The organism is Pseudomonas sp. Leaf15 (genome assembly GCF_001421425.1).
Lineage (GTDB): Bacteria > Pseudomonadota > Gammaproteobacteria > Pseudomonadales > Pseudomonadaceae > Aquipseudomonas > Aquipseudomonas salomonii.
The window spans coordinates 144,196-167,688 of sequence record NZ_LMKI01000005.1 but is presented as its reverse complement, the minus strand read 5'-3'; the positions used below and the strand labels follow the sequence as shown (position 1 = coordinate 167,688).

General features: G+C 61.2%; 20 protein-coding genes. 16 read left to right on the top strand and 4 right to left on the bottom strand.

Translation table 11 applies throughout. The features are described 5' to 3' along the window. Positions 1-161 precede the first annotated feature (161 nt). The 5 genes from gshA to tauD all read left to right on the top strand — a co-directional run bounded on the left by gshA (position 162) and on the right by tauD (position 5,385). Complete coding sequence (gshA, locus tag ASE80_RS06455; protein WP_056858187.1) at positions 162-1,745, top strand: glutamate--cysteine ligase; 1,584 nt, start codon at positions 162-164, stop codon at positions 1,743-1,745. A 183-nt stretch (positions 1,746-1,928) separates the two neighbouring features. Next, positions 1,929-2,906, top strand: coding sequence for a taurine ABC transporter substrate-binding protein (tauA, locus tag ASE80_RS06450; protein ID WP_056858186.1), 978 nt, complete (start codon positions 1,929-1,931; stop codon positions 2,904-2,906). 18 nt (positions 2,907-2,924) lie between these two features. Beyond that, positions 2,925-3,704: a taurine ABC transporter ATP-binding subunit gene (gene tauB / locus ASE80_RS06445; protein ID WP_056858185.1), complete on the top strand. Its 780-nt coding sequence runs from the start codon at positions 2,925-2,927 to the stop codon at positions 3,702-3,704. Continuing rightward, positions 3,701-4,537 (top strand): taurine ABC transporter permease TauC, encoded by an 837-nt coding sequence (gene tauC / locus ASE80_RS06440; protein ID WP_056858184.1) that lies wholly within the window; start codon positions 3,701-3,703, stop codon positions 4,535-4,537. The genes tauB and tauC overlap by 4 nt, the downstream gene beginning before the upstream one ends. 11 nt (positions 4,538-4,548) lie before the next feature. Beyond that, positions 4,549-5,385 carry a taurine dioxygenase gene (gene tauD / locus ASE80_RS06435; RefSeq protein ID WP_056858183.1) on the top strand — a complete coding sequence of 279 codons (837 nt, stop codon included), beginning with the start codon at positions 4,549-4,551 and terminating at the stop codon, positions 5,383-5,385. 540 nt (positions 5,386-5,925) lie between these two features. On the opposite strand, the gene mgrA is transcribed toward tauD, so the two are convergent. From mgrA to epsC, 4 genes are all read right to left on the bottom strand, one after another. Continuing rightward, positions 5,926-6,963 carry an L-glyceraldehyde 3-phosphate reductase gene (gene mgrA / locus ASE80_RS06430; RefSeq protein WP_056858182.1) on the bottom strand — a complete coding sequence of 346 codons (1,038 nt, stop codon included), beginning with the start codon at positions 6,961-6,963 and terminating at the stop codon, positions 5,926-5,928. A gap of 108 nt (positions 6,964-7,071) precedes the next feature. Further along, entirely contained in the window at positions 7,072-8,400 is a 1,329-nt protein-coding gene (locus ASE80_RS06425) for an OprD family outer membrane porin (RefSeq protein ID WP_082463572.1), read from the bottom strand. Positions 8,401-8,691: 291 nt separating this feature from the next. Next, on the bottom strand, positions 8,692-10,653 hold the full coding sequence (gene betT, locus ASE80_RS06420) for a choline transporter BetT (RefSeq protein ID WP_164488393.1): 1,962 nt from the start codon (positions 10,651-10,653) through the stop codon (positions 8,692-8,694). Positions 10,654-11,068: 415 nt separating this feature from the next. Next, entirely contained in the window at positions 11,069-11,995 is a 927-nt protein-coding gene (gene epsC, locus ASE80_RS06415) for a serine O-acetyltransferase EpsC (RefSeq protein ID WP_056858179.1), read from the bottom strand. A gap of 166 nt (positions 11,996-12,161) precedes the next feature. Between epsC and ASE80_RS06410 the strand changes: the two genes are divergently transcribed. The 11 genes from ASE80_RS06410 to ASE80_RS06360 all read left to right on the top strand — a co-directional run bounded on the left by ASE80_RS06410 (position 12,162) and on the right by ASE80_RS06360 (position 23,445). Continuing rightward, positions 12,162-13,160, top strand: coding sequence for a D-cysteine desulfhydrase (locus ASE80_RS06410; RefSeq protein ID WP_056858178.1), 999 nt, complete (start codon positions 12,162-12,164; stop codon positions 13,158-13,160). A 275-nt stretch (positions 13,161-13,435) separates the two neighbouring features. After that, complete coding sequence (gene tcyJ, locus ASE80_RS06405) at positions 13,436-14,230, top strand: cystine ABC transporter substrate-binding protein (RefSeq protein ID WP_056858177.1); 795 nt, start codon at positions 13,436-13,438, stop codon at positions 14,228-14,230. Beyond that, a complete protein-coding gene (tcyL, locus tag ASE80_RS06400) occupies positions 14,230-14,895 on the top strand; it encodes a cystine ABC transporter permease (protein ID WP_017135731.1) in 666 nt (221 codons plus the stop codon). The genes tcyJ and tcyL overlap by 1 nt, the downstream gene beginning before the upstream one ends. A 2-nt stretch (positions 14,896-14,897) precedes the next feature. Beyond that, positions 14,898-15,644 carry an L-cystine ABC transporter ATP-binding protein TcyN gene (tcyN, locus tag ASE80_RS06395; RefSeq protein ID WP_056858176.1) on the top strand — a complete coding sequence of 249 codons (747 nt, stop codon included), beginning with the start codon at positions 14,898-14,900 and terminating at the stop codon, positions 15,642-15,644. A 313-nt stretch (positions 15,645-15,957) separates the two neighbouring features. Continuing rightward, complete coding sequence (locus ASE80_RS06390) at positions 15,958-16,743, top strand: hypothetical protein (protein ID WP_056858175.1); 786 nt, start codon at positions 15,958-15,960, stop codon at positions 16,741-16,743. 187 nt (positions 16,744-16,930) lie between these two features. Further along, a complete protein-coding gene (locus ASE80_RS06385; protein WP_056858174.1) occupies positions 16,931-18,172 on the top strand; it encodes an SfnB family sulfur acquisition oxidoreductase in 1,242 nt (413 codons plus the stop codon). Between the two features lie 24 nt (positions 18,173-18,196). Then, positions 18,197-19,390 carry an SfnB family sulfur acquisition oxidoreductase gene (locus ASE80_RS06380; protein ID WP_056858173.1) on the top strand — a complete coding sequence of 398 codons (1,194 nt, stop codon included), beginning with the start codon at positions 18,197-18,199 and terminating at the stop codon, positions 19,388-19,390. Continuing rightward, entirely contained in the window at positions 19,391-20,743 is a 1,353-nt protein-coding gene (locus tag ASE80_RS06375; RefSeq protein WP_056858172.1) for an LLM class flavin-dependent oxidoreductase, read from the top strand. 143 nt (positions 20,744-20,886) lie between these two features. Beyond that, a complete protein-coding gene (locus tag ASE80_RS06370; protein WP_056858171.1) occupies positions 20,887-21,702 on the top strand; it encodes a MetQ/NlpA family ABC transporter substrate-binding protein in 816 nt (271 codons plus the stop codon). Further along, positions 21,699-22,811, top strand: a complete 1,113-nt coding sequence (locus tag ASE80_RS06365; protein ID WP_056858170.1) for a methionine ABC transporter ATP-binding protein — start codon at positions 21,699-21,701, stop codon at positions 22,809-22,811. Before ASE80_RS06370 ends, ASE80_RS06365 begins: the two co-directional genes overlap by 4 nt. Next, positions 22,801-23,445, top strand: a complete 645-nt coding sequence (locus ASE80_RS06360) for a methionine ABC transporter permease (protein WP_056858169.1) — start codon at positions 22,801-22,803, stop codon at positions 23,443-23,445. Before ASE80_RS06365 ends, ASE80_RS06360 begins: the two co-directional genes overlap by 11 nt. The last annotated feature ends 48 nt before the right edge of the window (positions 23,446-23,493 follow it).

Here is a 23,493-nt window from a genome sequence, read left to right as displayed (position 1 = left end):
TTTCTTGCTGCGCTATAGCCCAATTCATGGAGTGAAGTAGGCTTTTTCAATGTGAGCCAAATCGACTCTAAACCAGGCGATAACGCCAGTTTCAACTTCACCCTTGTAGACCGTCCTGCCCACCCCCATATTGGGGCGACTGACGCGTGAAGGAATCCAACTTGAGCGAACTTCTCAACCGCCGCCTGGCCCTGCTCGGCAAGCGCGAACACCTCTCCCTGCTAGAGCAATGCTTGCACGGCATCGAGCGTGAATGCCTACGCGTCACCGGTGAGGGTCGCCTGGCACAAACGCCGCACCCCGAAGCCCTGGGCGCCGCGTTGACCAATGAATTGATCACCACCGACTACTCGGAATCGCTGCTGGAGTTCATCACTCCCGCCCTGCCCAACCCGGCCGATACCCTGAGCAGCCTGGACAAGATCCACCGGTTTGCCTACAGCAAGCTCGGCAGCGAGTACCTGTGGAGCCCTTCGATGCCGTGCCCGTTGCCGGCCGAGGAAGATATTCCGATTGCCTACTACGGCACCTCCAATATCGGCCAACTCAAGTACGTGTACCGCAAGGGCCTGGCCCTGCGTTACGGCAAGACCATGCAGTGCATCGCCGGCATCCACTACAACTTTTCCCTGCCGGAACAGCTGTGGCCATTGCTCAAGGAGACTGAAGGCTTCGTCGGCACCGACCGCGACTATCAGTCCACGGCCTACATCGCGCTGATCCGTAACTTCCGCCGCTACAGCTGGCTGTTGATGTACCTGTTCGGTGCCTCACCGGCGCTGGACGCGGGTTTCCTGCGCGGTCGTTCGCACCAGTTGGAAGTATTGGACGCCGACACGCTGTACCTTCCGTACGCCACCAGCCTGCGCATGAGCGACCTGGGTTACCAGAGCAACGCCCAAGCCGGCCTGACGCCGTGCTACAACGATTTGAGCAGCTACACCGACAGCCTGCGTGAAGCGGTGGCAACGCCCTACGCGCCTTACGTCGAAGTCGGCACCCATAAGGATGGTGAGTGGGTGCAGCTCAACACCAACATCCTGCAGATCGAAAACGAGTACTACTCCAACATCCGCCCCAAGCGCGTGACCTACACCGGCGAACGGCCGATCCAGGCGCTGATGGCCCGTGGCATCCAGTACATCGAAGTGCGCTGCCTGGACATCAACCCGTTCCTGCCGATGGGCATCGACCTGCCGGAATCACGCTTCCTCGATGCGTTCCTGCTGTACTGCGCGTTGAACGACAGCCCGCTGTTCGCCAACAACGAGTGCGGCAATGCCACCTCCAACTTCCTTAGTGTGGTCAAGGAGGGCCGTCGCCCAGGCCTGCAATTGCAGCGTGACGGCCAGGCGGTGGACATGAAGGAATGGGCCACCGAGCTGCTGGAGAAGATCGCCCCGCTGGCGGCCTTGCTGGATGAGAGCCATGGCATCACCGAGCACAGCCAGGCGCTGGACGCTCAGTTGGCGAAGGTCAAGGACTCGTCCCTGACGCCGTCGGCCCAAGTGCTGGCAACGATGGCCGAGCGCAAAGAGAGTTTTGCGCAGTTCTCACTGCACCAGAGCGAGGTTCACGCCGCGCACTTCCGTCAGGAGCCGTTACCGGCCGAGGAGCAGGCACGCTTTGAAGAGCTGGCGCGCAAGTCGCTGGCCCAGCAGGTGGAGCTGGAGCAAAACGAAGTGGGCGACTTTGACGTGTTTGTCGGCTCGTACCAGGCAAGCATTCTGGCGATCAGTAACTAAAGGCTTGCTCGGTCCCCTGTGGGAGCTGGCTTGCCAGCTCCCACATTTGCCTTCATTGGGTTGAAGATTGCGCTCACTCTTCTACTCATAAGCTAATTCGAAAATGTTATTTATTTTCGAGTTCTTAGATCATTTAGTCTCCTCACACGCCGACCCTCGGCCGCCTGATTGAGGAGCTTCCCCTTGAAACTGCTTACCCCATTGCGCCTCTTGGCCGCATTGTCCCTGGCCGGTGCCAGCCTGTTTGCCCAGGCGGCAGATGTGACCATCGCCTACCAGACCACCGTGGACCCGGCGAAAGTCGCCCAGGCTGACGGCGCGTATGAAAAAGCTACCAACGCCAAGATCGACTGGCGCAAATTCGACAATGGCGCCGACATCATTGCCGCCATCGCTTCCGGCGACGTACAGATCGGCTACCTCGGTTCCAGCCCACTGACCGCTGCGGTGACACGCAAAGTGCCGGTGGAAACCTTCCTGGTCGCCACCCAGATCGGCGGCGCCGAAGCGCTGGTAGCGCGCAATGGTTCGGGGATCAACAGCCCACAGGACCTGATCGGCAAAAAGATTGCCGTGCCCTTCGTTTCCACCGGCCACTACAGCCTGTTGGCCGCGCTGAAGCACTGGAACATCGACCCGTCCAAAGTGACCATTCTCAACCTCGCACCGCCGGCAATCATCGCGGCGTGGAAGCGCGGCGATATCGACGCGACTTACGTGTGGGACCCGGCCCTGGGCGTCGCCAAGGAAAACGGCAAAGTGCTGATCACCTCCGGCGAACTGGCCAAGTTCGGCGCGCCCACCTTCGATGCCTGGATCGTGCGCAAAGACTTCGCCGAAAAACACCCGGAAATCGTCACGGCCTTCGCCAAGGTCACCCTGGACGCCTACGCCGCCTACCGCAAAGACCCACAGGCCTGGCTGGCCGACAAAGGCAACGTCGACAAGCTGGTGAAGCTCTCCGGCGCCAAGGCCAGTGACATTCCACTGCTGCTGCAAGGCAACGTCTACCCATTGGCGGCTGACCAAGTGACCCTGCTGGGCGCACCGACTACCAAGGCTGTGACCGACACCGCCGCGTTCCTCAAGGAACAAGGCAAAGTCGACGCCGTGCTGCCGGACTACGCCCCTTACGTCAGCGCCAAGTTCATCACTAACTGATTCAAGGAGTTCCTCGCGATGGCCTTGCTACAACTGGAGCGCATCAGCGCACAGTACCCAGGCGCCACAGAACCGGTACTGTCCGATATTTCACTCGACCTTGGGCCTCAGCAATTGCTGGTGGCCCTCGGCCCGTCCGGCAGTGGCAAGACTTCGCTGTTGAACCTGATTGCCGGTTTCGTCGAACCCTCTGCCGGGCGCATCACCCTCGATGGCGTGCCGGTCAAAGGCCCGAGCGCCGAACGCGGCGTGGTGTTCCAGGACGATGCCCTGCTGCCCTGGCAGGACGTGCTGGCCAACGTCGGCTTCGGCCTGGAGCTGGCCGGTGTGCCCAAGGCGCAACGTGAAGTGCGCGCCCGGGAAATGCTCGCCCTGGTCGACCTCGCCGGTTTCGACAGCCGCCGTGTCTGGCAGCTTTCCGGCGGCCAGAAACAGCGTGTGGGCCTGGCTCGCGCACTGGCGGCTGACCCGCGCGTATTGCTGATGGACGAGCCTTTCGGCGCCCTCGATGCCTTCACCCGCGAACAGATGCAGGAATTGCTCCTGCAAGTCTGGCGGCGCACGGCCAAGCCGGTGTTCCTGATTACCCATGACATTGAAGAGGCGGTATTTCTCGCCACCGACCTGATCCTGTTGGCGCCCAACCCAGGCCAGATCGTCGAGCGCCTGCACCTGGACTTCGGTCAACGCTACGCCGCCGGTGAATCGGCGCGGGCGATCAAGTCCGATCCGCGCTTTATCGAAACCCGTGAACACGTGCTGGGCAAAGTGTTCTCGCAACGGCAGGTGTCCGCATGAGCAGCTACGAACTTCCCGCCACGGCCGCCAAGCCGGTAACACACAAGGTCATTGCGGTACGTCGTAGCCTGAGCACACGCTGGATCAGCGTACTCACCCTGGTCGCCTTGCTGGCGCTCTGGTGGGCGGTCACTGCCACTGGCGTGATCGAACCGCTGTTCCTGCCGCCACCGTCCGCCGTGCTGCAAAAAGGCTGGCTGCTGGCGACCACCGGCTATATGGATTCCACCTTGTGGCAGCACTTGGGCGCCAGCCTCACGCGCATCGGCCTGGGCCTGGGTTTTGCGGTGCTGACCGCCGTGCCGGTGGGGATTGCCATCGGTTCCAACCGCATTGCCCGTGGCATCCTCGACCCGCTGATCGAGTTCTACCGGCCGATTCCGCCCCTGGCTTACCTGCCGCTGATCGTGATCTGGTGCGGCATCGGTGAGCTGTCCAAGGTGTTGCTGATTTACCTGGCGATTTTTGCGCCTATCGCCATCGCCACCGCGACCGGCGTGCGCACGGTCGACCCGGCCAAGCTGCGTGCCGCGCAGTCGTTGGGCGCCACCCGCGCCCAGTTGATTCGCCATGTGATCCTGCCGAGCGCCCTGCCCGACATCCTTACCGGCGTGCGCATCGGCTTGGGTGTGGGTTGGTCGACCCTGGTTGCCGCTGAGCTGATCGCCGCCACCAGCGGCCTGGGCTTTATGGTGCAGTCGGCGGCGCAGTTCCTGGTCACCGACGTGGTAGTGCTGGGGATTCTAGTGATCGCCCTGATTGCCTTCGCCATGGAAATGGGCCTGCGTGCCCTGCAGCGCAAATTAGTGCCTTGGCATGGCCAGGCACATTGAGTGAGAACCGCATGAGCAGCCTGACCGTTACGCCAATCAGCACCGCCCTGGGCGCCCTGATCAGTGGCGTCGATATCACCCAACCGTTGAGCCTTGAAGAACGTGACGCCATTGAGCAGGCGCTGCTCAGCCACTCGGTGCTGTTCTTTCGTGGCCAGGCCGTCACCCCGCAGCAACAGGCGCGGTTTGCGGCAAATTTTGGCGACCTGCACATTCACCCGATCTACCCCAACGTGCCGGAACAGCCCGAAGTGCTGATCCTCGACACCGCCGTGACCGACGTGCGCGACAACGCCGTATGGCACACCGACGTGACCTTCCTGCCGACGCCTGCGCTCGGCGCGGTGCTCAGCGCCAAGCTGCTGCCGGCCTTTGGTGGCGACACGCTGTGGGCCAGTGGCATAGCGGCATATGAAGCCTTGTCGGAGCCACTCAAACGCCTGCTCGATGGCCTCACGGCGACGCACGACTTCACCAAATCCTTCCCCCTGGAGCGCTTTGGCAACACCGCCGAAGACCTGGCGCGCTGGGAGGAGACCCGCAAGAAGAATCCGCCGCTGTCACACCCGGTGGTGCGCACGCACCCGGTAAGCGGGCGAAAGTCGCTGTTTGTCAGTGACGGTTTCACCACCAAGATCAACGAACTGGAGCCGGCGGAAAGCGAGGCCATACTGAAGCTGCTGTTTGCCCACGCAACGCGGCCGGAATTCACCATTCGCTGGCGCTGGCAGGAGAACGACGTGGCATTCTGGGACAACCGCGTGACCCAGCACTACGCCGTGGATGACTACCGGCCGCAGCGGCGCGTGATGCATCGCGCCACGATCCTGGGCGACGTGCCGTTCTAGCGCCTGGCGATGATCAAAAGTCAGAGCTGGCTTGCCTGCGATAGCGGCGGACCAGGCCATGCATTCATCGACTGACACACCGCCATCGCGGGCAAGCCCGGCTCCCACATTGACCGAGTACTGCCGAATGAATTTTCCACACTGAAAAAATCAAAGTGTGGGAGCTGGCTTGCCTGCGATAGCGGCGGACCAGCCCATACATTCATCGACTGACACACCGCCATCGCGGGCAAGCCCGACTCCCACATTGACCGAGTTCAACCGAATGAATTTGCCACACTGAAGATCAAAAATGTGGGAGCTGGCTTGCCTGCGATAGCGGCGTACCAGCCCATACATTCATCGACTGACACACCGCCATCGCGGGCAAGCCCGGCTCCCACATTGACCGAGTACAACTGAGTGAATTTGCCACACTGAAGATCAAATGTGGGAGCGGGCTTGCTCGCGAAAGCGGAGTGTCAGCCAACAGATTCGTCGACTGACTCACCGCCTTCGCGAGCAAGCCCGCTCCCACATTTTTGACCGGGTTGTACCAGCTTATTCAGCAGTGGACGGTTTTTCCCACAGGTTAATCCCGCCTTCCTGCGCAAACCGGTCGATCTCCGCCAGTTCTTCCGCGCTGAAGCTCAAGTTCTTCAACGCACCGACGTTTTCAATGATCTGCTCCGGCCGGCTCGCACCAATCAAGGCACTGGTCACCCGTGGGTCACGCAGGGTCCAGGCCAGGGCCAGTTGCGCGAGGCTCTGGCCGCGGCGCTTGGCGATTTCATTCAACCCACGCACATGGGCAATGTTGGCTTCGGACAAGTGCTTGGCCTGCAGCGAGCCGCCACCCGGGCGGTTGACGCGCGCATCGGCCGGCACGCCGTTGAGGTATTTGTCAGTGAGCAAACCCTGGGCCAGCGGCGTGAAGGCAATCACACCGGCACCCAGCTCATCGGTGGTGTCCAACAGGTCTTTTTCGATCCAGCGGTTGAGCAGGTTGTAGGCCGGCTGGTGAATCAACAGCGGCACTTTCCACTCTTGCAGCAGCGCAGCCATTTCGCGAGTTTTTACTCCGGAATAAGACGAGATACCGATGTACAACGCCTTGCCCTGTTGCACGGCAGTGGCGAGTGCGCTGGCGGTTTCTTCCAGCGGGGTGTCGGCGTCAAAACGGTGGGAGTAGAAAATATCCACGTAGTCAACGCCCAGGCGTTGCAGGCTCTGGTCCAGGCTCGCCAGAACGTATTTGCGCGAACCGCCACCCTGGCCGTAAGGGCCGGGCCACATGTCCCAACCGGCTTTGCTGGAAATGATCAGTTCGTCGCGGTAGTGCTTGAAGTCTTCACGCAGCAAACGGCCGAAGTTGATCTCGGCGCTGCCATACGGTGGGCCGTAGTTGTTGGCCAGGTCGAAGTGGTTGATCCCCAGGTCGAATGCGGTGCGCAGCAAGGCGCGCTGGGTGTCGATCGGGGTGCTGTCGCCAAAGTTGTGCCACAGCCCCAGGGACAGTGCCGGCAGCACCAACCCACTGCGGCCTACGCGGCGGTACGGGATAGATTCATAGCGGTTTTCGGCAGCAATGTAAGTCATCGAATCCTCTCTTGGACGTAGGCAAATAAGGCCTGGGAATAAGGTTATTCCCAGGCCTTTTAACCAGCTGAATCGCTTGAGCCTGCCCTTCCGTTCTACAGCAATTTCCTACCAGAGTGGAACGACATAGCTGACATAAAAGCGATTTTCATCTTGGACGGTGGCACCGGTAATGTCCGGGCTGGCGTGGGCATTTTTCCAGGTCACGCCCAGGCCCTTGAGGGTGCCGGTCGGTACTTGGTATGCCACGGCAATGTTGCGTTCCCACTCGCTGGTGGTGCCTTGCACGGTGCGGATGTCATCACCGTGGGCGTAGGCAGCAGAGAACGTCAGGCCGGTGAGGCCCAGCTTGCCGAAGTCGTACTTGTACTGCGCAAGCCAAGTACGCTCACCGGCGTGTTGAAATTTATTCAACTGCATGTTGGTGAGCGCCGGGGTGTCGGCGCCAGAGCCTGGGCCTTGGCGGTTGTCGCCGCTGTTGAGGCCGGAATCGAGGTACGGGAAGTCGCTGTCGCCGCTGTTTTTCTGGATGCCCAGGCCGACGGTGTGGCCGTCCAGGCTGTAGCTCTCGAGCAGGCTGGCGGTGGTCTGGTTGATGCGGCCTTTGCTGGTGCCGTCGCCATACAGACCGGCGCCGGTGAAGTCTTTATCGCCGTCGGCGTTGGCGCCTACACCAAGGCTGCGGAACACGCGCACGTCGGTGTCGATGGCGCCCACGCTCAACGCGTCATGGCGTTTGGCACCAAGGAAGAACTGCTGGTAGTAGTCCTCAAGATTGGAATACCACAGGCTCACGGTGGTGTTCTGAATGCCGGTGTAATCCGCCCCGCCGAACAGGAAGCGATCGCTCTCTTTGGTGCCGCCGGCGGTGATCATGCCTTGGTCGCCGGTTTCGTTGCGGATCTTGGTCTTGAAGATATCGCCACCGGTGAAGGTGAAGTCGCTGAGGTCTTTGGAGACCAGTTGCACGCCAGTGTTGGTCTGCTGGTACAGGCGGCCGTCGGTGTTGGCCAGTACCGGGTTGTTGCCGAACAAGGTGCCGACGCGCAGCTCATCCTTGGCGAAGCGCATTTTGAACGTTGGGCTGAGCACACCGAACTGGTCGGCGGACTTGCCGTTATCCAGCGGGAACATGCTGCCGGGGTAGCGGCTCTGGTGGTCTTTGTCGTTAAGATCGCCGCCGGAATCGAGTTTCAGACCGTAAAACGCCTGCAGATCCAGACCAAAACCCACCGGGCCTTCGGTGTAGCCGGACTTGAAGTTGAACTCGAAACCCTGGCCCCAATCCCGCACGCTATGCGCCTTGGCGTTGCTGCCCACCACATCACGACCCTGCTGGTTGAGATAGCGGTTGAGCAGGGTCACGTCGGCGTGGCTGTCGTCGATAAAATCGGCATGGGCGGACAGCATAAAGCTCGCCATGGCGGCACCCACCATGGGGCTTATTAACGTCTTCATTGTTACCGGTCTCCGTCACTGTTCTGAAATGAAAGCGTCAAACGCTTCACACAATTACGCAGTGGCCAGATGACAGTTCGGAGTCAAAACAGACGGTTCACGAATGAAATTAAGTTTAAGAAAGCCTTTAATTACACGGGTTTGCGGGAATTTTATCGTTCCCACGCTCTGCGTGGGAATGCATCCATTGACGCTCTGCGTCATCTCTGCGGCGGGACGCGGAGCGTCCCAGGCGGCATTCCCACGCGGAGCGTGGGAACGATCGGCGGGTCAGCGCACCAGGTGCAGGAACTGCAGGTGGCGCTCGTACTGGTCGAGGATGTCGTTGATGATCTGCTCCTTGGTGTAGCCGACCAGGTCGTAGTCCTGGCTGCCCTCACTCAAGTGCACTTCCGCGCGGTAATAGCGGCGGTTGTTGATCTCTTTGGAGCCCATGCCACCCCGGGCAAACGACGGCGTGAAGTAGCCGCGCATCTGCACCTGGTAAACGAATGGATGCTCCTCGCCATGCCCGATTTCGAGGCTGACGCTGTCGTTGGACGGGTCCGGCTGAGTCACCACATTCAGGCCTTTCTCGACAAACACCGCCGTCACTTCTTCGATCGCCGGGCGCACCGTCGATTCGAGGAAACGGTACACCTCATCGCGTGACGGGAAGTGCACGGCCTGGCTCAAACGCTGGCGCCAACCGCCTCGGCCTTTACGCGCAGCCGACACCGGTGCCAGCGAATGCAGCTGGGCAATCTGCTTCTGCGATTCGAGGTAAAAGGCCTTGTGCAGCCCCCACATCATCAGCAGCAAAATCAGCGAGAACGGCAACGAGGTCAGCACCACTGCCGATTTGAGCGAGTCGATACTGCCGGCAAACAGCAGGGCACTGGTGACCAGCGCCGTCATCGCGCCCCAGAACACCCGCAGCCATTTCGGCCCGTCTTCATCGGCGTTGCCGCCTTTGGATGACAAGGTCGACAGCACGACGGTGCCGGAATCCGCCGAGGTGACGAAGAACACGAAGCTGATAAACACCGTGACGGCGATCACCGTCTTGCTCCACGGGTAGGTTTCCAGCAGCAGGTAGAGGCTCATCGACGGGTCATCGATGGCCGACTGGCCCAGCGCGGTCATGCCGTGATTGAGCACTTGGTCGATGGCGCTGTTGCCGAAAATCGACATCCACGCCAGGGTGAAACCCAGCGGGATCAGCAACACACCGAACACGAACTCGCGGATGGTACGGCCACGGGAAATACGCGCGATAAACAGGCCCACAAACGGCGACCATGCGATCCACCAGGCCCAGTAGAACACTGTCCAACCGCCCAGCCAGTCGCTGGGTTTGTCATAGGCGTACACATCGAAGCTCTTGGTCGGCAAGGCGCCGAGGTAGTCACCGATGTTCTGGATCAAAGTGTTGAGCAAGTGCTGGGTGGGACCTGCGAACAACACGAACAGCAGCAGCGCACAGGCCAGCAGCATGTTGATGTCGGACATCACTCGCACGCCCTTGTCGACACCGGCCACGGCCACGAGGATCGCGGCGCCCATCATCAGGGTGATCAGGCCGACCTGAATCCACTGCGTATGCGCGATGCCAAACAGGTAGTCGAGACCGGAGTTGAGGTGCAACACACCAAACCCCATGTCGGCGCCCAGGCCGAACACCGTGGCAATGATGCCGAAGCCGTCCACCGCATAACCGATGGGGCCGTTGATGCGTTTGCCGATCAGCGGGTACAGCGCCGAGCGCAGCGCCAGCGGCAGGTTATGCCGGTAGGCGAAGTACGCCAGGGCCATGCCGACGAAGGCAAATACGCCCCAGCCATGCAAACCCCAGTGCAGAAACAGGATCTGCATGGCCTGGCGTGCCGCATCGGCATTCATCGGCTCGCCCTGAGGCGGCTGCACCAGATGTGTCAGCGGCTCGGAGACGCAGAAGAAGAACAGCGTGATGCTGATCCCGGCGGCGAACAGCATGCCGGCCCAGGACAGGTAACTGAATTCGGGCTCGTCGTGGTCGGCACCGAGTTTTATCTTGCCGTAGCCCGATAGCGCGGTGACCACCACGAAGACCAGATACAGCGTCATCGCGAGCATGTAGTACCAGCCGACCGTGTTGGCCGCCCAGTTTTGTGCCGCCAGCAGCCAGGCACCGGCCTGTTGCGGGATAGCGATGACAGTGATGCCAAACAGCAGAATGAAGGTTGCGGCAAAGTAGAAAACCGGCGCATTCATGCGCACCAGGCCGCTGGATGGGGTGGACGATGCACTCATGAACGATGCACCCCGAAGGTGTGTGATGTGGCTGTAAATAACGGACTCAGCAAAGGTAAGCCTCCTGTTGTGAGCGGGCAGCGAACCACCGGGTTTAACTTGAACAAGCATTCAAGTTAAACATAGGTTGGCGGTTTGGGACTAATCGCAGGGCCGAGTGGTAGACAATTCCTACACTAGCTCAAGGATTGGTATGACGGGCGCGAGAGGTAAATCGTTCAGCGGTGGCTGAGGGAAAATCGGTTGGAATCTGGAATACATTCAAAATGTGGGAGCGGGCTTGCTCGCGAATGCGGAGTATCAGTCACCAGATTCGTCGGCTGACCCACCGCTTTCGCGAGCAAGCCCGCTCCCACAGGGGATTTGTGCTGATTCTCTATTTCTGCGCACCGTCGTCATGCTGCAAATTCGCCTGCGTAATGTTCGCCTCCGCCGGCACGCTGCGGGTCAGCCACACATTGCCGCCGATGGTCGAGCCCTTGCCGATGGTGATGCGCCCCAGGATCGTCGCACCGGCGTAAATCACCACATCGTCCTCAACGATCGGATGGCGTGGATGGCCTTTCTGCAACTGCCCGTCCTCATCCGCCGGGAAGCGCTTGGCGCCCAACGTCACGGCCTGGTAGATGCGCACGCGCTCGCCGATGATCGCGGTCTCGCCGATCACCACGCCGGTCCCATGGTCGATGAAGAAACTCGGGCCGATCTGCGCGCCGGGGTGAATGTCGATGCCGGTGGCCGAGTGGGCAATCTCTGCGCTGATCCGCGCCAGCAGCGGCAGCCCGGCGCGGTACAGATGGTGGGCCAGGCGGTGGTGAATCACCGCCAGAATCCCCGGATAGCACAGCAGCACTTCATCCACACTGCGCGCGGCCGGGTCGCCGTGGTAGGCGGCGAGCACGTCGGTGTCCAACAGGCTGCGCAGTGAGGGCAAGGCCAGGGCGAAGTCCTGGATCAGGCGAATAGCCAGGGCGTCGACCTCGCTGTCATCCTTGGCGCCCTGGCGCGCGGCGTAGCGCAGCTCCAGGCGGGCCTGGGCAAGCAAGGCATTCAGGGCGACGTCGAGGGTATGCCCGACGTAAAAATCTTCACTTTCTTCACGCAGGTCCACCGGCCCCAGGCGCATCGGGAACAGCGCGCCGCACAAGGACTCAAGAATCTGCGCCACCGCCTCGCGGGACGGCAACTCACGGCCACCGTGTTCGCCACTCAGGCGACCATTGCGCGTGCGCCACTGGTCCCGGGCGCTGCGCAGCTGGCTGACGATGGTCTGTAATTGCCAATGACTGGAACGCTCACTCACGGTATTCACTCCTGACGATATGGCCATCACTTTACGGTATGCACCCTGGCCGCCCTTAAGAACCAATGGTGTGATGCTAAGAACTATCCGGCATAAGCGATTGGCGGTTGCCCGATGAAAAGTGCCTGCCTATAGTCGCCCCATCACTTAGCCACTGTACGTCGCCATGATCAAACAACAGCTTGACCGTTTTAACCGCCTGGAACTGCTGGGCGGCGCCACCGCCCTGGAAAAGCTCGAGCGGCTGTCGGCCTGGCTGGGCAGGGACATTTACGTCAAGCGCGACGACACCACGCCGCTGGCCATGGGCGGCAACAAGCTGCGCAAACTTGAATACCTGGCCGCCGATGCCCTTGCGCAAGGTGCCGACACCCTGGTGACCGCCGGCGCCATCCAGTCCAACCACGTGCGCCAGACCGCCGCGCTGGCCGCCAAGCTCGGCCTGGGCTGCGTGGCGCTGCTGGAAAACCCCACCGGCACCGAAGACCCCAACTACCTGGGCAATGGCAACCGCTTGCTGCTGGAGTTGTTCGACGCCAAAGTCGAATTGGTCGAGAACCTCGATAACGTCGACGACCAACTCAACGCCCTCGCCGACCGCCTGCGCAGTAACGGCAAGAAGCCCTACCTCGTCCCTGTCGGCGGCTCCAATGCCTTGGGCGCCCTGGGCTACGTGCGCGCCGGGCTGGAGCTGGCCGGGCAGATCGAAGACAGCGGCATTGAGTTCGCCGCCGTGGTGCTGGCCTCCGGCAGCGCCGGCACCCATAGCGGCCTCGCGCTGGCGTTGAGTGAAGTGCTGCCGAATCTGCCGGTGGTGGGCATTACCGTGTCGCGCACCGAAGAAGCCCAGTTCCCGAAGGTACAAGGCCTGGCCGAACGCACCGCTGAGTTGCTGGGCGTGGACATTCCCGAAGCCTTAAAAGTGATCCTGTGGGACGAATATTTCGGCCCGCGCTACGGCGAACCGAACGCCGGTACCCTGGCGGCGGTCAAGCTATTAGCCAGCCAGGAAGGCTTGCTGCTGGACCCGGTCTACACCGGCAAGGCCATGGCCGGTTTGCTCGATGGCATCGGCCGTCAGCGGTTTGAGGACGGCCCGATCATTTTCCTGCACACCGGCGGGGCACCGGCGTTGTTTGCGTATGACGCTATTCTAACGGACTGAACGCGGACCAAAATGTGGGAGCTGGCTTGCCTGCGATAGCGGTCCGTCAGCTACAGATGGGCTGGCTGATCCACCGCTATCGCAGGCAAGCCAGCTCCCACATTAGATCAGCTGAATATTCCATAAAAGAATATCAAATAGAATTTATATTATTTTCAAGTCTTAAAAACTGTCTTTATAGTCGCGCCGCAGGCGAAGACGCGCACCGCGCTTTAAGGCAGGATACGACTACTGCGTCACCTGCTTCGCTCAACATAAAAACACAGGGGCTCTTCATGACTATTTCTGTATTCCGTCGCACGTTGCTGGTTGGCACTTTGGGCTTGGCACTCGGGGCTGGTCTGATGGGCCAAGCCATCGCGGGCGAGCAGCTGGACACCATCAAAAAAGCCGGCGAAATCAAGATCGGCCTGGAAGGCACCTACCCGCCGTTCAGCTTTGTCGATGAAAGCGGCAAGCTCAGCGGCTTTGAAGTCGAGCTGTCCGAGGCTTTGGCCAAAGAGCTGGGCGTCAAGGTCAAGCTGCAGGCCACGCCGTGGGACGGCATCCTCGCAGCCCTGGAATCCAAGCGCCTGGACGCGGTGGTCAACCAAGTGACCATCTCCGAGGAGCGCAAGAAGAAGTATGACTTCTCCAAGCCTTACACCGTCTCCGGTATCCAGGCGCTGGTGCTGAAGAAAAACGTCGACAGCATCAAGACCGCCGACGACCTGGCCGGCAAGAAAGTCGGTGTGGGCCTGGGCACCAACTACGAACAATGGCTCAAGGACAACCAACCCAAAGCCATCATCAAGACCTATAACGATGACCCGACCAAGTTCCAGGACCTGCGCATCGGCCGTATCGACGCCATCCTGATCGACCGCCTGGCCGCTCTGGAATACGCCAAGAAAGCCCCGGACACCGCCGCTGCCGGTGATGCCTTCTCCCGTCAGGAAGCCGGTATTGCCCTGCGCAAAGGCGAGCCGGAACTGCTCGACGCGGTGAACAAGGCCCTCGACAAGCTGCGCGCCGATGGCACCTTGAAGAAGCTGTCCGAGAAGTACTTCAACGCTGACGTCACTGAATAATGGAAGCAGGTTTCCAACTCGCGCTGGACTCCGCGCCCTTTCTGCTCAAGGGCGCGTACTACACGGTGATTCTTAGCCTCGGCGGGATGTTTTTCGGCTTGCTGCTGGGCTTCGGCCTGGCCTTGATGCGTTTGTCGCGCTTCAAGCTTCTAAGCTGGACCGCCCGAGTCTACGTGTCGTTCTTTCGCGGCACGCCCTTGCTGGTACAGCTGTTTTTGATCTACTACGGCTTGCCGCAAGTGGGCATCGAGCTGGATCCGATCCCGGCGGCCATGATCGGCTTTTCGCTGAACATGGCCGCTTACGCCTGTGAAATCCTGCGCGCCGCGATCAGCTCCATCGAGCGCGGCCAATGGGAAGCTGCCGCCAGCATTGGCATGACACGCGCGCAGACCCTGCGCCGGGCCATCCTGCCGCAGGCCATGCGCACGGCCTTGCCGCCGCTGGGCAACAGCTTTATTTCGCTGGTCAAGGACACGGCGCTGGCCGCCACAATCCAGGTGCCGGAGTTGTTCCGTCAGGCACAGTTGGTGTCGGCGCGTACCTTCGAAATCTTCACCATGTACCTCTCCGCAGCCCTGATCTACTGGATCCTGGCAAGCATCCTGGCGCACTTTCAAAATCGCCTGGAAGACCGGGTCAACCGGCATGACCTGGAGTCCTGAGCATGATCGTGGTTGAAAAACTGACCAAACAATTCAAAGGTCAGGTGGTACTCAACGGCATCGACCTGGAGGTCAAGGAAGGCGAAGTGGTCGCCATCATTGGCCCCAGCGGCTCCGGCAAGACCACCTTGCTGCGCTGCCTGAACTTCCTCGAAGAACCCACCAGCGGCCGTATCAAGGTTGGTGATATCGAGATCGACAGCAGCAAACCGCTCAACCAGCAACAAGGCCTGGTGCGGCGCTTGCGCCAGCATGTGGGTTTTGTGTTCCAGAACTTCAACCTGTTCCCGCACCGCACCGCGCTGGAAAACGTCATCGAAGGCCCGATCGTGGTCAAGAAGATGCCGCGCGAGGCGGCGACCGCGCTGGGTCGCAAGCTCTTGGCCAGGGTCGGCCTGGCAGGCAAGGAAGACGCGTACCCGCGGCGCTTGTCCGGCGGCCAGCAACAGCGCGTGGCGATTGCGCGTGCCTTGGCCATGGAGCCGGAGGTGATTCTGTTTGACGAACCCACCTCGGCGCTCGACCCGGAGCTGGTCGGCGAAGTGCTGGCGACCATCCGCAGCCTGGCTGAAGAAAACCGCACCATGGTTATCGTCACCCACGAAATGAGCTTTGCCCGCGATGTGGCCAACCGGGTGATCTTCTTCGACAAAGGCGTGATCGTCGAGCAAGGCGAAGCCAAGGCGCTGTTTGCCAACCCCAAGGAAGAGCGGACCAAGCAGTTTTTGAGCAAGTTTCTAGCCCACTGACAGTTTTTGTGGGAGCTGGCTTGCCAGCTCCCACCTAACAGCGTTCCTACACAAAATCCTCGTTCCCATGGGTAAAACACCCCGCCAAACCCGCCTTAAAATCCCCCGCCGCGTCAGCCTTTTCTGAATCTGCTCCAACTCGCCGTTTAGCCTTTTGCCGCCATTGACGCCTGCCAGCCAACCCTCTTATCTAGCGCACAGAGGATTGGATCCTATCCCGGCTACTCACTGAATCGTTCCTTTCGGCACCTTACGCGCAAACGCGCCACGGGCGCCGGAACGATTGCTGCTGGCTGCATCAAGGAGATTACTTATGACGCGCACCGCACCCCAGGCCACGTTCACCGCCCCAACCCTGCCCCAAGCGAATCGACACGGCATCAACGCCCTCGCCGCGACCCAATTGCAGGTGGATATCGCACCTTACCCTGGCATGGACGAGGGCGACCTGATCGAACTGTTCTGGAACAACTGCTTTGCCGACTCGCGTCGGATTACCGCGTGCAAGGTCGGCACCCTGACCCGCCTGCGTGTACCCGAAAGTTTTATTCAGGATGGCACCGCACGGGTTCACTACCAGGTCATGCAAGTCGGCCACGGCCCGGCCCGTTCAGACCTCACTCAGGTGCCCGTGAAGACCTGCTGTCCGGGTGGCCACCCCTGCGCACTGCTGGACGATGAAAACCAGAACCTCGCCCCCGTGGGTCTGCCCGAGACCATCCGCCGCTACGGTGTCAACGGCAGCCAGGTGCGGCGCGGCATCCCACTGACCATCCAGCCCTACCTGAACATGGCCACGGGCGATGCCATCACCCTGCGCTGGGGCGATGTGCGCCTGGACCTGCCGAGAATCCAGGCCAAAGGCGTCGGCCTGCCGGTGCAAGTGTGGGTGCCTTCCACAGTGATTATCGAAGCGGGCGACGACAGCCGCCTGGACGTGACGTACTGCATTCTCGATCGGGTCGGCAATAATTCGCGCTGGGCACCGGTACGCACCTTGAACATCGCCACCTGCGCGCCACAGCCGCCAGCCCGCTCCGTCAGGGCCGCGACGACCTATCAACCGCGCCAGCCCGGCTCGCCCTGCGAGCCTGGGTGACAGCCCTTCTATGCATATTCCAATAAGTTAGTTTATTTAAAAATTTAACACGCTTAGGGTATATGCACCGGACCACCGGACATCTCTGATTTTTCTGTTTTTATTTCATTGAATGCGAGGTCGGTATGGTCAGAATTACCCCGGTGCATAACGCCAGGGCATTACGTGCAGCCAAGGAGCGGCGCTGATGTCTAACTTGGCTCTAACACCCCACCAGAGTGATCTGGACGTAGCCCCACTGCTGTTGCCGGCCACGGTGCTGCGCAACGACGCCCAGGCGTTGAGCGCGGCCCATGAGCTGGCTCAGGCCGCGCGCCTGCAAGCGGCCAAACGCGACCAGCAGCGCAAGCTGCCCTGGGCGCAGCTTGAACAGTTCACCCGCAGCGGGCTGGGCAGTATTTCCATTCCCCGTGAATACGGCGGCCCCCAGGTGTCATTCGTGACCCTGGCCGAAGTGTTCGCGATCATCAGCGCAGCGGACCCGGCCCTCGGGCAAATCCCGCAGAACCATTTCGGCATTCTGCACCTGCTGCAAAGCACCGCCACCGCGCGCCAGAAAAAGCAGCTGTTCCAAAGCGTGCTCGACGGCTGGCGCATCGGCAATGGCGGCCCCGAACGCGGCACCAAAAACACCCTGGAACTCAAGGCGCGCCTCACTGCCAGGGATGACGGCTATGTGATCAGCGGCCAGAAGTTCTACTCCACCGGCGCCTTGTTCGCCCATTGGGTCGCGGTAAAAGCCCTGAACGATGACGGCAAGCAAGTCATGGCGTTTGTGCGCCGTGGCACGCCAGGGCTGCGCATCGTTGACGATTGGTCGGGCTTTGGCCAACGCACCACCGCCAGCGGCACGGTATTACTCGATCAGGTGCCGGTGGACGCAGAGTTGGTCGTCGACAACTGGCGCCTCGGCGAAAGCCCGAATATTCAGGGCGCCGTCTCGCAACTGATCCAGGCCGCCATCGATGCCGGCATCGCCCGTGGGGCGCTGGATGACACCATCGCCTTCGTGCGCGAACGTTCGCGCCCGTGGATCGACGCCAAGGTCGAACGCGCCAGCGATGACCTGTACGTGATCGCCGATATCGGCAAACTGAAAATCGAACTGCACGCCGCCGAAGCCCTGCTGCGCAAGGCCGGCAAGCTGCTGGACGAAGTCGGCGCCGCACCGATCACCGCGCACTCGGCCGCCCGCGCCTCGATTGCCGTGGCCGAGGCCAAGGTGCTGACTACCGAAGTGTCGTTGCTGGTCAGCGAAAAGCTCTTCGAACTGGCCGGCAGCCGCGCCACCCTCGCCGAATTCAACCTCGACCGCCACTGGCGCAACGCCCGCGTGCACACCCTGCACGACCCGGTGCGCTGGAAGTATCACGCCATCGGCGCGTATCGGCTGAACGGCACTTTGCCTGCTCGACATTCCTGGATCTGACCGACCAGACATCTGGAGAAACCCATGACTTTTTCCCCTAACGTCGCGGTCATCACCAGCGACGAACAAGCCCTTGTTGTCGCCAGCGACCTGGCCGAAGACTTTGCCCGTGACAGCGCCCAGCGTGACCGCGAACGCCGTCTGCCGCTGCCCGAACTGGACGTGTTTTCGCGCTCCGGCCTGTGGGGCATCAGCGTGCCCAAGGAATATGGCGGCGCCGGTGTGTCCAACGTCACCCTGGCCAAGGTCATCGCCCTGATTGCCCAGGCCGACGCCTCGCTGGGCCAGATCCCGCAAAACCACTTTTATGCGCTGGAAGTGCTGCGCGTGAATGGCAGCCCGGCCCAGCAAAAACGCCTGTACGCCGAAGTACTCGCCGGGCAGCGTTTCGGCAACGCCTTGGCGGAACTCGGCACCAAAACCGCCCACGACCGCGTCACCTCCATCAGCCGCGACGGCGACGGTTTTCGCATCACCGGGCGCAAGTTTTATTCCACCGGCGCGATCTACGCCCAACGCATCCCCACTTCGGTGGTGGATGAACACGGCGTGCAGCAACTGGCGTTTGTGCCCCGCGACAGCGAGGGCTTGAGCGTGATCGACGACTGGAGTGGTTTCGGCCAGCGCACCACTGGCAGCGGTTCAGTGGTATTCGAAAACGTCTGGGTGGCCGCCCAGGACGTGATCCCGTTCCAGAGCGCCTTCGAGCGCCCGACCACCGTCGGCCCGCTGGCGCAGATCCTTCACGCCGCCATCGACACCGGCATCGCCCGCGCCGCCTTTGAAGACGCGCTGCACTTTGTACGCACCAAGACCCGCCCGTGGATCGACGCCGGCAACGACAAGGCCAGCGAAGACCCACTGACGCTCAAGAGCTTCGGCCACTTGAGCATCCGCCTGCACGCGGCCGAGGCCTTGCTGGAGCGCTCGGGTGAATATCTCGACCGCGCCCAGGCCGACAGCAATGCCGAAACCGTCGCAGCAGCCTCCATTGCTGTCGCTGAAGTACGCGCCCTGAGCACGGAAATCTCCCTGGCCGCCGGCAGCACCTTGTTCGAGTTGGCCGGCAGCCAGGCCACTCTGGCCGAGCATGGCCTCGACCGTCACTGGCGCAACGCCCGGGTGCACACCCTGCACGACCCGGTGCGCTGGAAGTACCACGCGGTGGGCAATTACTACCTCAACGATGAAAACCCACCACTGCGGGGGACCATCTGAATGGCCAAGAAAAAAATCCTGCTCAATGCCTTCAACATGAACTGCATCGGGCATATCAACCACGGCCTGTGGACTCACCCACGGGATACCTCCACGCAATACAAAACCATCGAATACTGGACCGAACTGGCGCAAACCCTGGAGCGCGGGCTGTTCGACGGTTTGTTCATCGCGGATATCGTCGGCGTGTACGACGTGTACCAGAACTCGGTCGACGTGCCGCTCAAAGAGTCGATCCAACTGCCGGTCAATGACCCGTTGCTGCTGGTCTCGGCCATGGCCGCCGTGACCAAAAACCTCGGTTTCGGCCTCACCGCCAACCTCACCTACGAGCCGCCGTACCTGTTCGCCCGACGCATGTCCACGCTCGACCACCTGAGCCGTGGCCGGGTCGGCTGGAACATCGTCACCGGCTACCTCGACAGCGCGGCCAAGGCCATGGGCCTGACCGAGCAGGTGGAGCATGACCGCCGCTATGACCAGGCCGATGAGTACCTGCAGGTGCTGTACAAACTCTGGGAAGGCAGCTGGGAAGACGACGCGGTACTCAATGACCCGAAGCAACGGGTCTACGCGCAGCCGGGCAAGGTGCACAAGGTCGAGCATCACGGCGAGTTCTATCAGGTCGAGGGTTATCACCTGTGCGAACCCTCGCCACAGCGTACCCCGGTGCTGTTCCAGGCCGGCAGTTCGGACCGTGGCCTGCTGTTTGCCGGGCGCCATGCCGAGTGCGTATTTATCAGCGGCCAGAACAAGGCCGCGACCAAAGCCCAGGTGGACAAGGTGCGCGCCAGTGCCGTCGAGGCCGGGCGCAACCCGGAGGACATCAAGGTGTTCATGGGGCTCAACGTGATCGTTGGCGCCACCGAAGCGCTGGCCTGGGCCAAGCACGCCGAGTACTTGAGCTACGCCAGCCCGGAGGCCGGCGTGGCGCATTTTTCGGCGTCCACGGCGATTGATTTCTCTCAATACGAGATCGACGAACCGATCCAGTACGTGAAGAGCAACGCGATTCAGTCCGCCACCAAGAACCTGCAGAACAACGACTGGACCCGGCGCAAATTGCTCGAACAGCACGCCCTGGGTGGGCGCTATATCACCTTGGTCGGCTCGCCCGAGCAGGTGGCTGATGAGCTGGAATCCTGGATCAGCGAGACGGGGCTGGATGGCTTCAATTTGACGCGGATTGTGACGCCGGAAAGCTATGTCGACTTTATCGATTTGGTGGTGCCGGAGTTGCAGAAGCGTGGGTCGTACAAGACGGCTTATGAGCAGGGAACACTGCGCGAAAAGGTCTTTCACGCCGGGGCTCGTCTACCCGAACAACACACCGGTTCCACCTACCGACACTGAACCAAAACTGTGGGAGCTGGCTTGCCTGCGATAGCGGTCTGTCAGCCACATCTTTTTTGCTGACCCACCGCTATCGCAGGCAAGCCAGCTTCCACATTAGATCCTCATCGTTTGCTCGAATCTCTTACGACTGGAAATCGATTATGAAAAAGACACGGCTCTCCCACCCAGTCAAAGCACTGGCCCTGGCTTTCGGCTTGTTCAGCTCGGCCGTCTTTGCCGCCGACGCACCGCTGAAAATCGGCACCACCGCCGCCTTCGCGATTCCTCTCGAAGCCGCCGTCGCTGAAGCCGGCAAGCAAGGCCTGAAAGTCGAGCTGGTGGAGTTCACCGACTGGATCGCGCCCAACGTCAGCCTGGCCGCCGGCGATATTGACGTGAACTACTTCCAGCACATTCCGTTCCTGGAAAACGCCAAGGCCGCCGCCGGTTTTGACCTGGTGCCCTACGCGCCGGGCATCATCAACAACGTCGGGCTGTATTCCAAGAAGTACAAAACCATCAATGACCTGCCCCAAGGCGCCAGCGTGGCGATTGCCAACGACCCGATCAACAGCGGTCGCGGCCTGCAATTGCTGGCCAAGGCCGGGCTGATCAGCCTCAAGCCGGGCGTGGGCTACAAGGCCACCGAAGAAGACATCATCGCCAACCCGAAAAAGCTCAAGATCCTGCAAGTCGAGGCCGTGCAACTGGTGCGCGCCTATGACGACGCCGATCTGGTGCAGGGTTACCCGGCGTATATCCGCCTGTCCAAGACCTTCGATGCCGAGTCGGCGCTGCTGTTCGACGGCCTCGACCACCCGGAATACGTGATTCAGTTTGTGATCCAGCCCAAGAGCAAAACCGACCCGCGCGTGATCAAGTTCGTCGACATTTACCAGCACTCGCCAGTGGTGCGTGCGGCGCTGGATAAATCCCTCGGCAAGCTCTACCAGGTCGGCTGGGAAGATAAAAAATGACCGCCGCCAACGCCCAACTGCGCGACCTGGGCATGCCGCCCAGGGCCGCCGAGCAGACAGAGCTGCACCCCGACCTGAACCGTGCCCATGTGCGTTTTATCAACCTGGGCAAAACCTATGACGGCGCCGTGCATGCCCTGCAAGGCATTGATCTGGCGATCCAGCACGGTGAAGTGTTCGGCATTATCGGCCGCAGCGGCGCCGGCAAGTCGTCGCTGATCCGCACCATCAACCGCCTGGAACAACCAAGCAGCGGGCGCGTGTTGATTGATCAGGTGGACATTGGTGAGTTCGACGAAGACCGTCTGGTGGCGCTGCGGCGGCGCATCGGCATGATCTTCCAGCACTTCAACCTGATGTCGGCCAAGACGGTGTGGCAGAACGTCGAACTGCCGCTGAAAGTCGCCGGTGTGCCCAAGCCGCAGCGTGAGCAAAAGGTGCGGGAACTGTTGGAACTGGTCGGCCTCAAGGACAAGCACACAGCCTACCCGGCGCAACTTTCCGGCGGGCAGAAACAGCGCGTGGGCATCGCCCGTTCGCTGGTGCATGACCCGCAGATTTTGTTGTGCGACGAGGCCACTTCGGCCCTCGACCCGGAGACCACCCAGTCGATCCTCGGCCTGTTGCGCGAGATCAACCAGCGCCTGGGCCTGACCATCGTGTTGATCACCCACGAGATGGCGGTGATTCGCGACATCTGCGACCGCGTGGTGGTATTGGAACACGGGCGCATCGTCGAGCAAGGCCCGGTGTGGCAAGTGTTCGGCAACCCCCAGCACGAGGTCAGCAAAACCCTGCTGGCGCCGTTGCAACACGGGCTGCCGGACGAATTGCAAAGTCGCTTGCAGGCTGAACCTTCGTCGACGGCGGCGGCGGTGTTGCGGTTGCAGTTCACTGGCAGCACCGCAGACGAACCGGACCTGGCCGCACTGTTCAGCGCCCTCGGCGGGCGCGTGCGCTTGCTGCAAGGCGGTGTGGAGCGGATTCAGGGGCATGCCCTGGGGCAATTGCTGTTGGCGGTAAATGGCTCGCCCCACAACGCCGAAGAGTTGCGCAGCCGCGCGGGGAATTGGGCGCAACAGGTAGAGGTACTGGGCTATGTGGTTTGATCGTTTATTACAGGGCGCCATCGACACCTTGTTGATGGTTGGCGTGTCATCGCTGATTGCGTTGCTGGTGGGGATTCCGCTGGCGGTGTTCCTGGTCACCAGCGACAAGGGCGGCATCTACCAGGCTCCGGCGCTGAACCGTGTGCTGGGGGCGTTCGTCAATTTGTTCCGCTCCATTCCGTTTTTGATCCTGATGGTGGCGCTGATCCCGTTCACGCGGCTGATCGTCGGCACTACCTACGGCGTGTGGGCCGCCGTTGTACCGCTGACCATCGCCGCCACGCCGTTCTTTGCGCGGATTGCCGAAGTGAGTTTGCGTGAGGTCGATCATGGCTTGATCGAGGCCGCACAGGCCATGGGCTGCCGCCGCTGGCACATTATCTGGCATGTGTTGCTTCCCGAGGCGCTGCCGGGGATTGTCGGCGGGTTTACGATTACCCTGGTGACCATGATCAACTCATCGGCCATGGCCGGGGCGATTGGGGCTGGCGGCCTGGGGGACATTGCTTATCGATATGGCTATCAGCGCTTTGACACGCAGATCATGCTCACGGTGATTGTGCTGCTGGTGGTGTTGGTAGCGGTGATTCAGTTGGGTGGGGATCGGTTGGCGCGGGTGCTTAACAAGAGATGAGGGAGAGGTGAGGTATAGTCGGGCAATCTCAGCGCCCGGTATTACCCG

Coding starts and splice junctions, on each gene's coding strand:
- ASE80_RS06370 (WP_056858171.1), top strand. CDS start 20,887: ATGAAAAAGACACGGCTCTCCCACCCAGTCAAAGCACTGGCCCTGGCT.
- betT (WP_164488393.1), bottom strand. CDS start 10,653: ATGAATGCGCCGGTTTTCTACTTTGCCGCAACCTTCATTCTGCTGTTT.
- tcyL (WP_017135731.1), top strand. CDS start 14,230: ATGGAAGCAGGTTTCCAACTCGCGCTGGACTCCGCGCCCTTTCTGCTC.
- ASE80_RS06365 (WP_056858170.1), top strand. CDS start 21,699: ATGACCGCCGCCAACGCCCAACTGCGCGACCTGGGCATGCCGCCCAGG.
- tauB (WP_056858185.1), top strand. CDS start 2,925: ATGGCCTTGCTACAACTGGAGCGCATCAGCGCACAGTACCCAGGCGCC.
- tauD (WP_056858183.1), top strand. CDS start 4,549: ATGAGCAGCCTGACCGTTACGCCAATCAGCACCGCCCTGGGCGCCCTG.
- tauC (WP_056858184.1), top strand. CDS start 3,701: ATGAGCAGCTACGAACTTCCCGCCACGGCCGCCAAGCCGGTAACACAC.
- tcyN (WP_056858176.1), top strand. CDS start 14,898: ATGATCGTGGTTGAAAAACTGACCAAACAATTCAAAGGTCAGGTGGTA.
- ASE80_RS06360 (WP_056858169.1), top strand. CDS start 22,801: ATGTGGTTTGATCGTTTATTACAGGGCGCCATCGACACCTTGTTGATG.
- ASE80_RS06385 (WP_056858174.1), top strand. CDS start 16,931: ATGTCTAACTTGGCTCTAACACCCCACCAGAGTGATCTGGACGTAGCC.
- ASE80_RS06410 (WP_056858178.1), top strand. CDS start 12,162: ATGATCAAACAACAGCTTGACCGTTTTAACCGCCTGGAACTGCTGGGC.
- mgrA (WP_056858182.1), bottom strand. CDS start 6,963: ATGACTTACATTGCTGCCGAAAACCGCTATGAATCTATCCCGTACCGC.
- tcyJ (WP_056858177.1), top strand. CDS start 13,436: ATGACTATTTCTGTATTCCGTCGCACGTTGCTGGTTGGCACTTTGGGC.
- ASE80_RS06375 (WP_056858172.1), top strand. CDS start 19,391: ATGGCCAAGAAAAAAATCCTGCTCAATGCCTTCAACATGAACTGCATC.
- ASE80_RS06380 (WP_056858173.1), top strand. CDS start 18,197: ATGACTTTTTCCCCTAACGTCGCGGTCATCACCAGCGACGAACAAGCC.
- ASE80_RS06425 (WP_082463572.1), bottom strand. CDS start 8,400: ATGGTGGGTGCCGCCATGGCGAGCTTTATGCTGTCCGCCCATGCCGAT.
- ASE80_RS06390 (WP_056858175.1), top strand. CDS start 15,958: ATGACGCGCACCGCACCCCAGGCCACGTTCACCGCCCCAACCCTGCCC.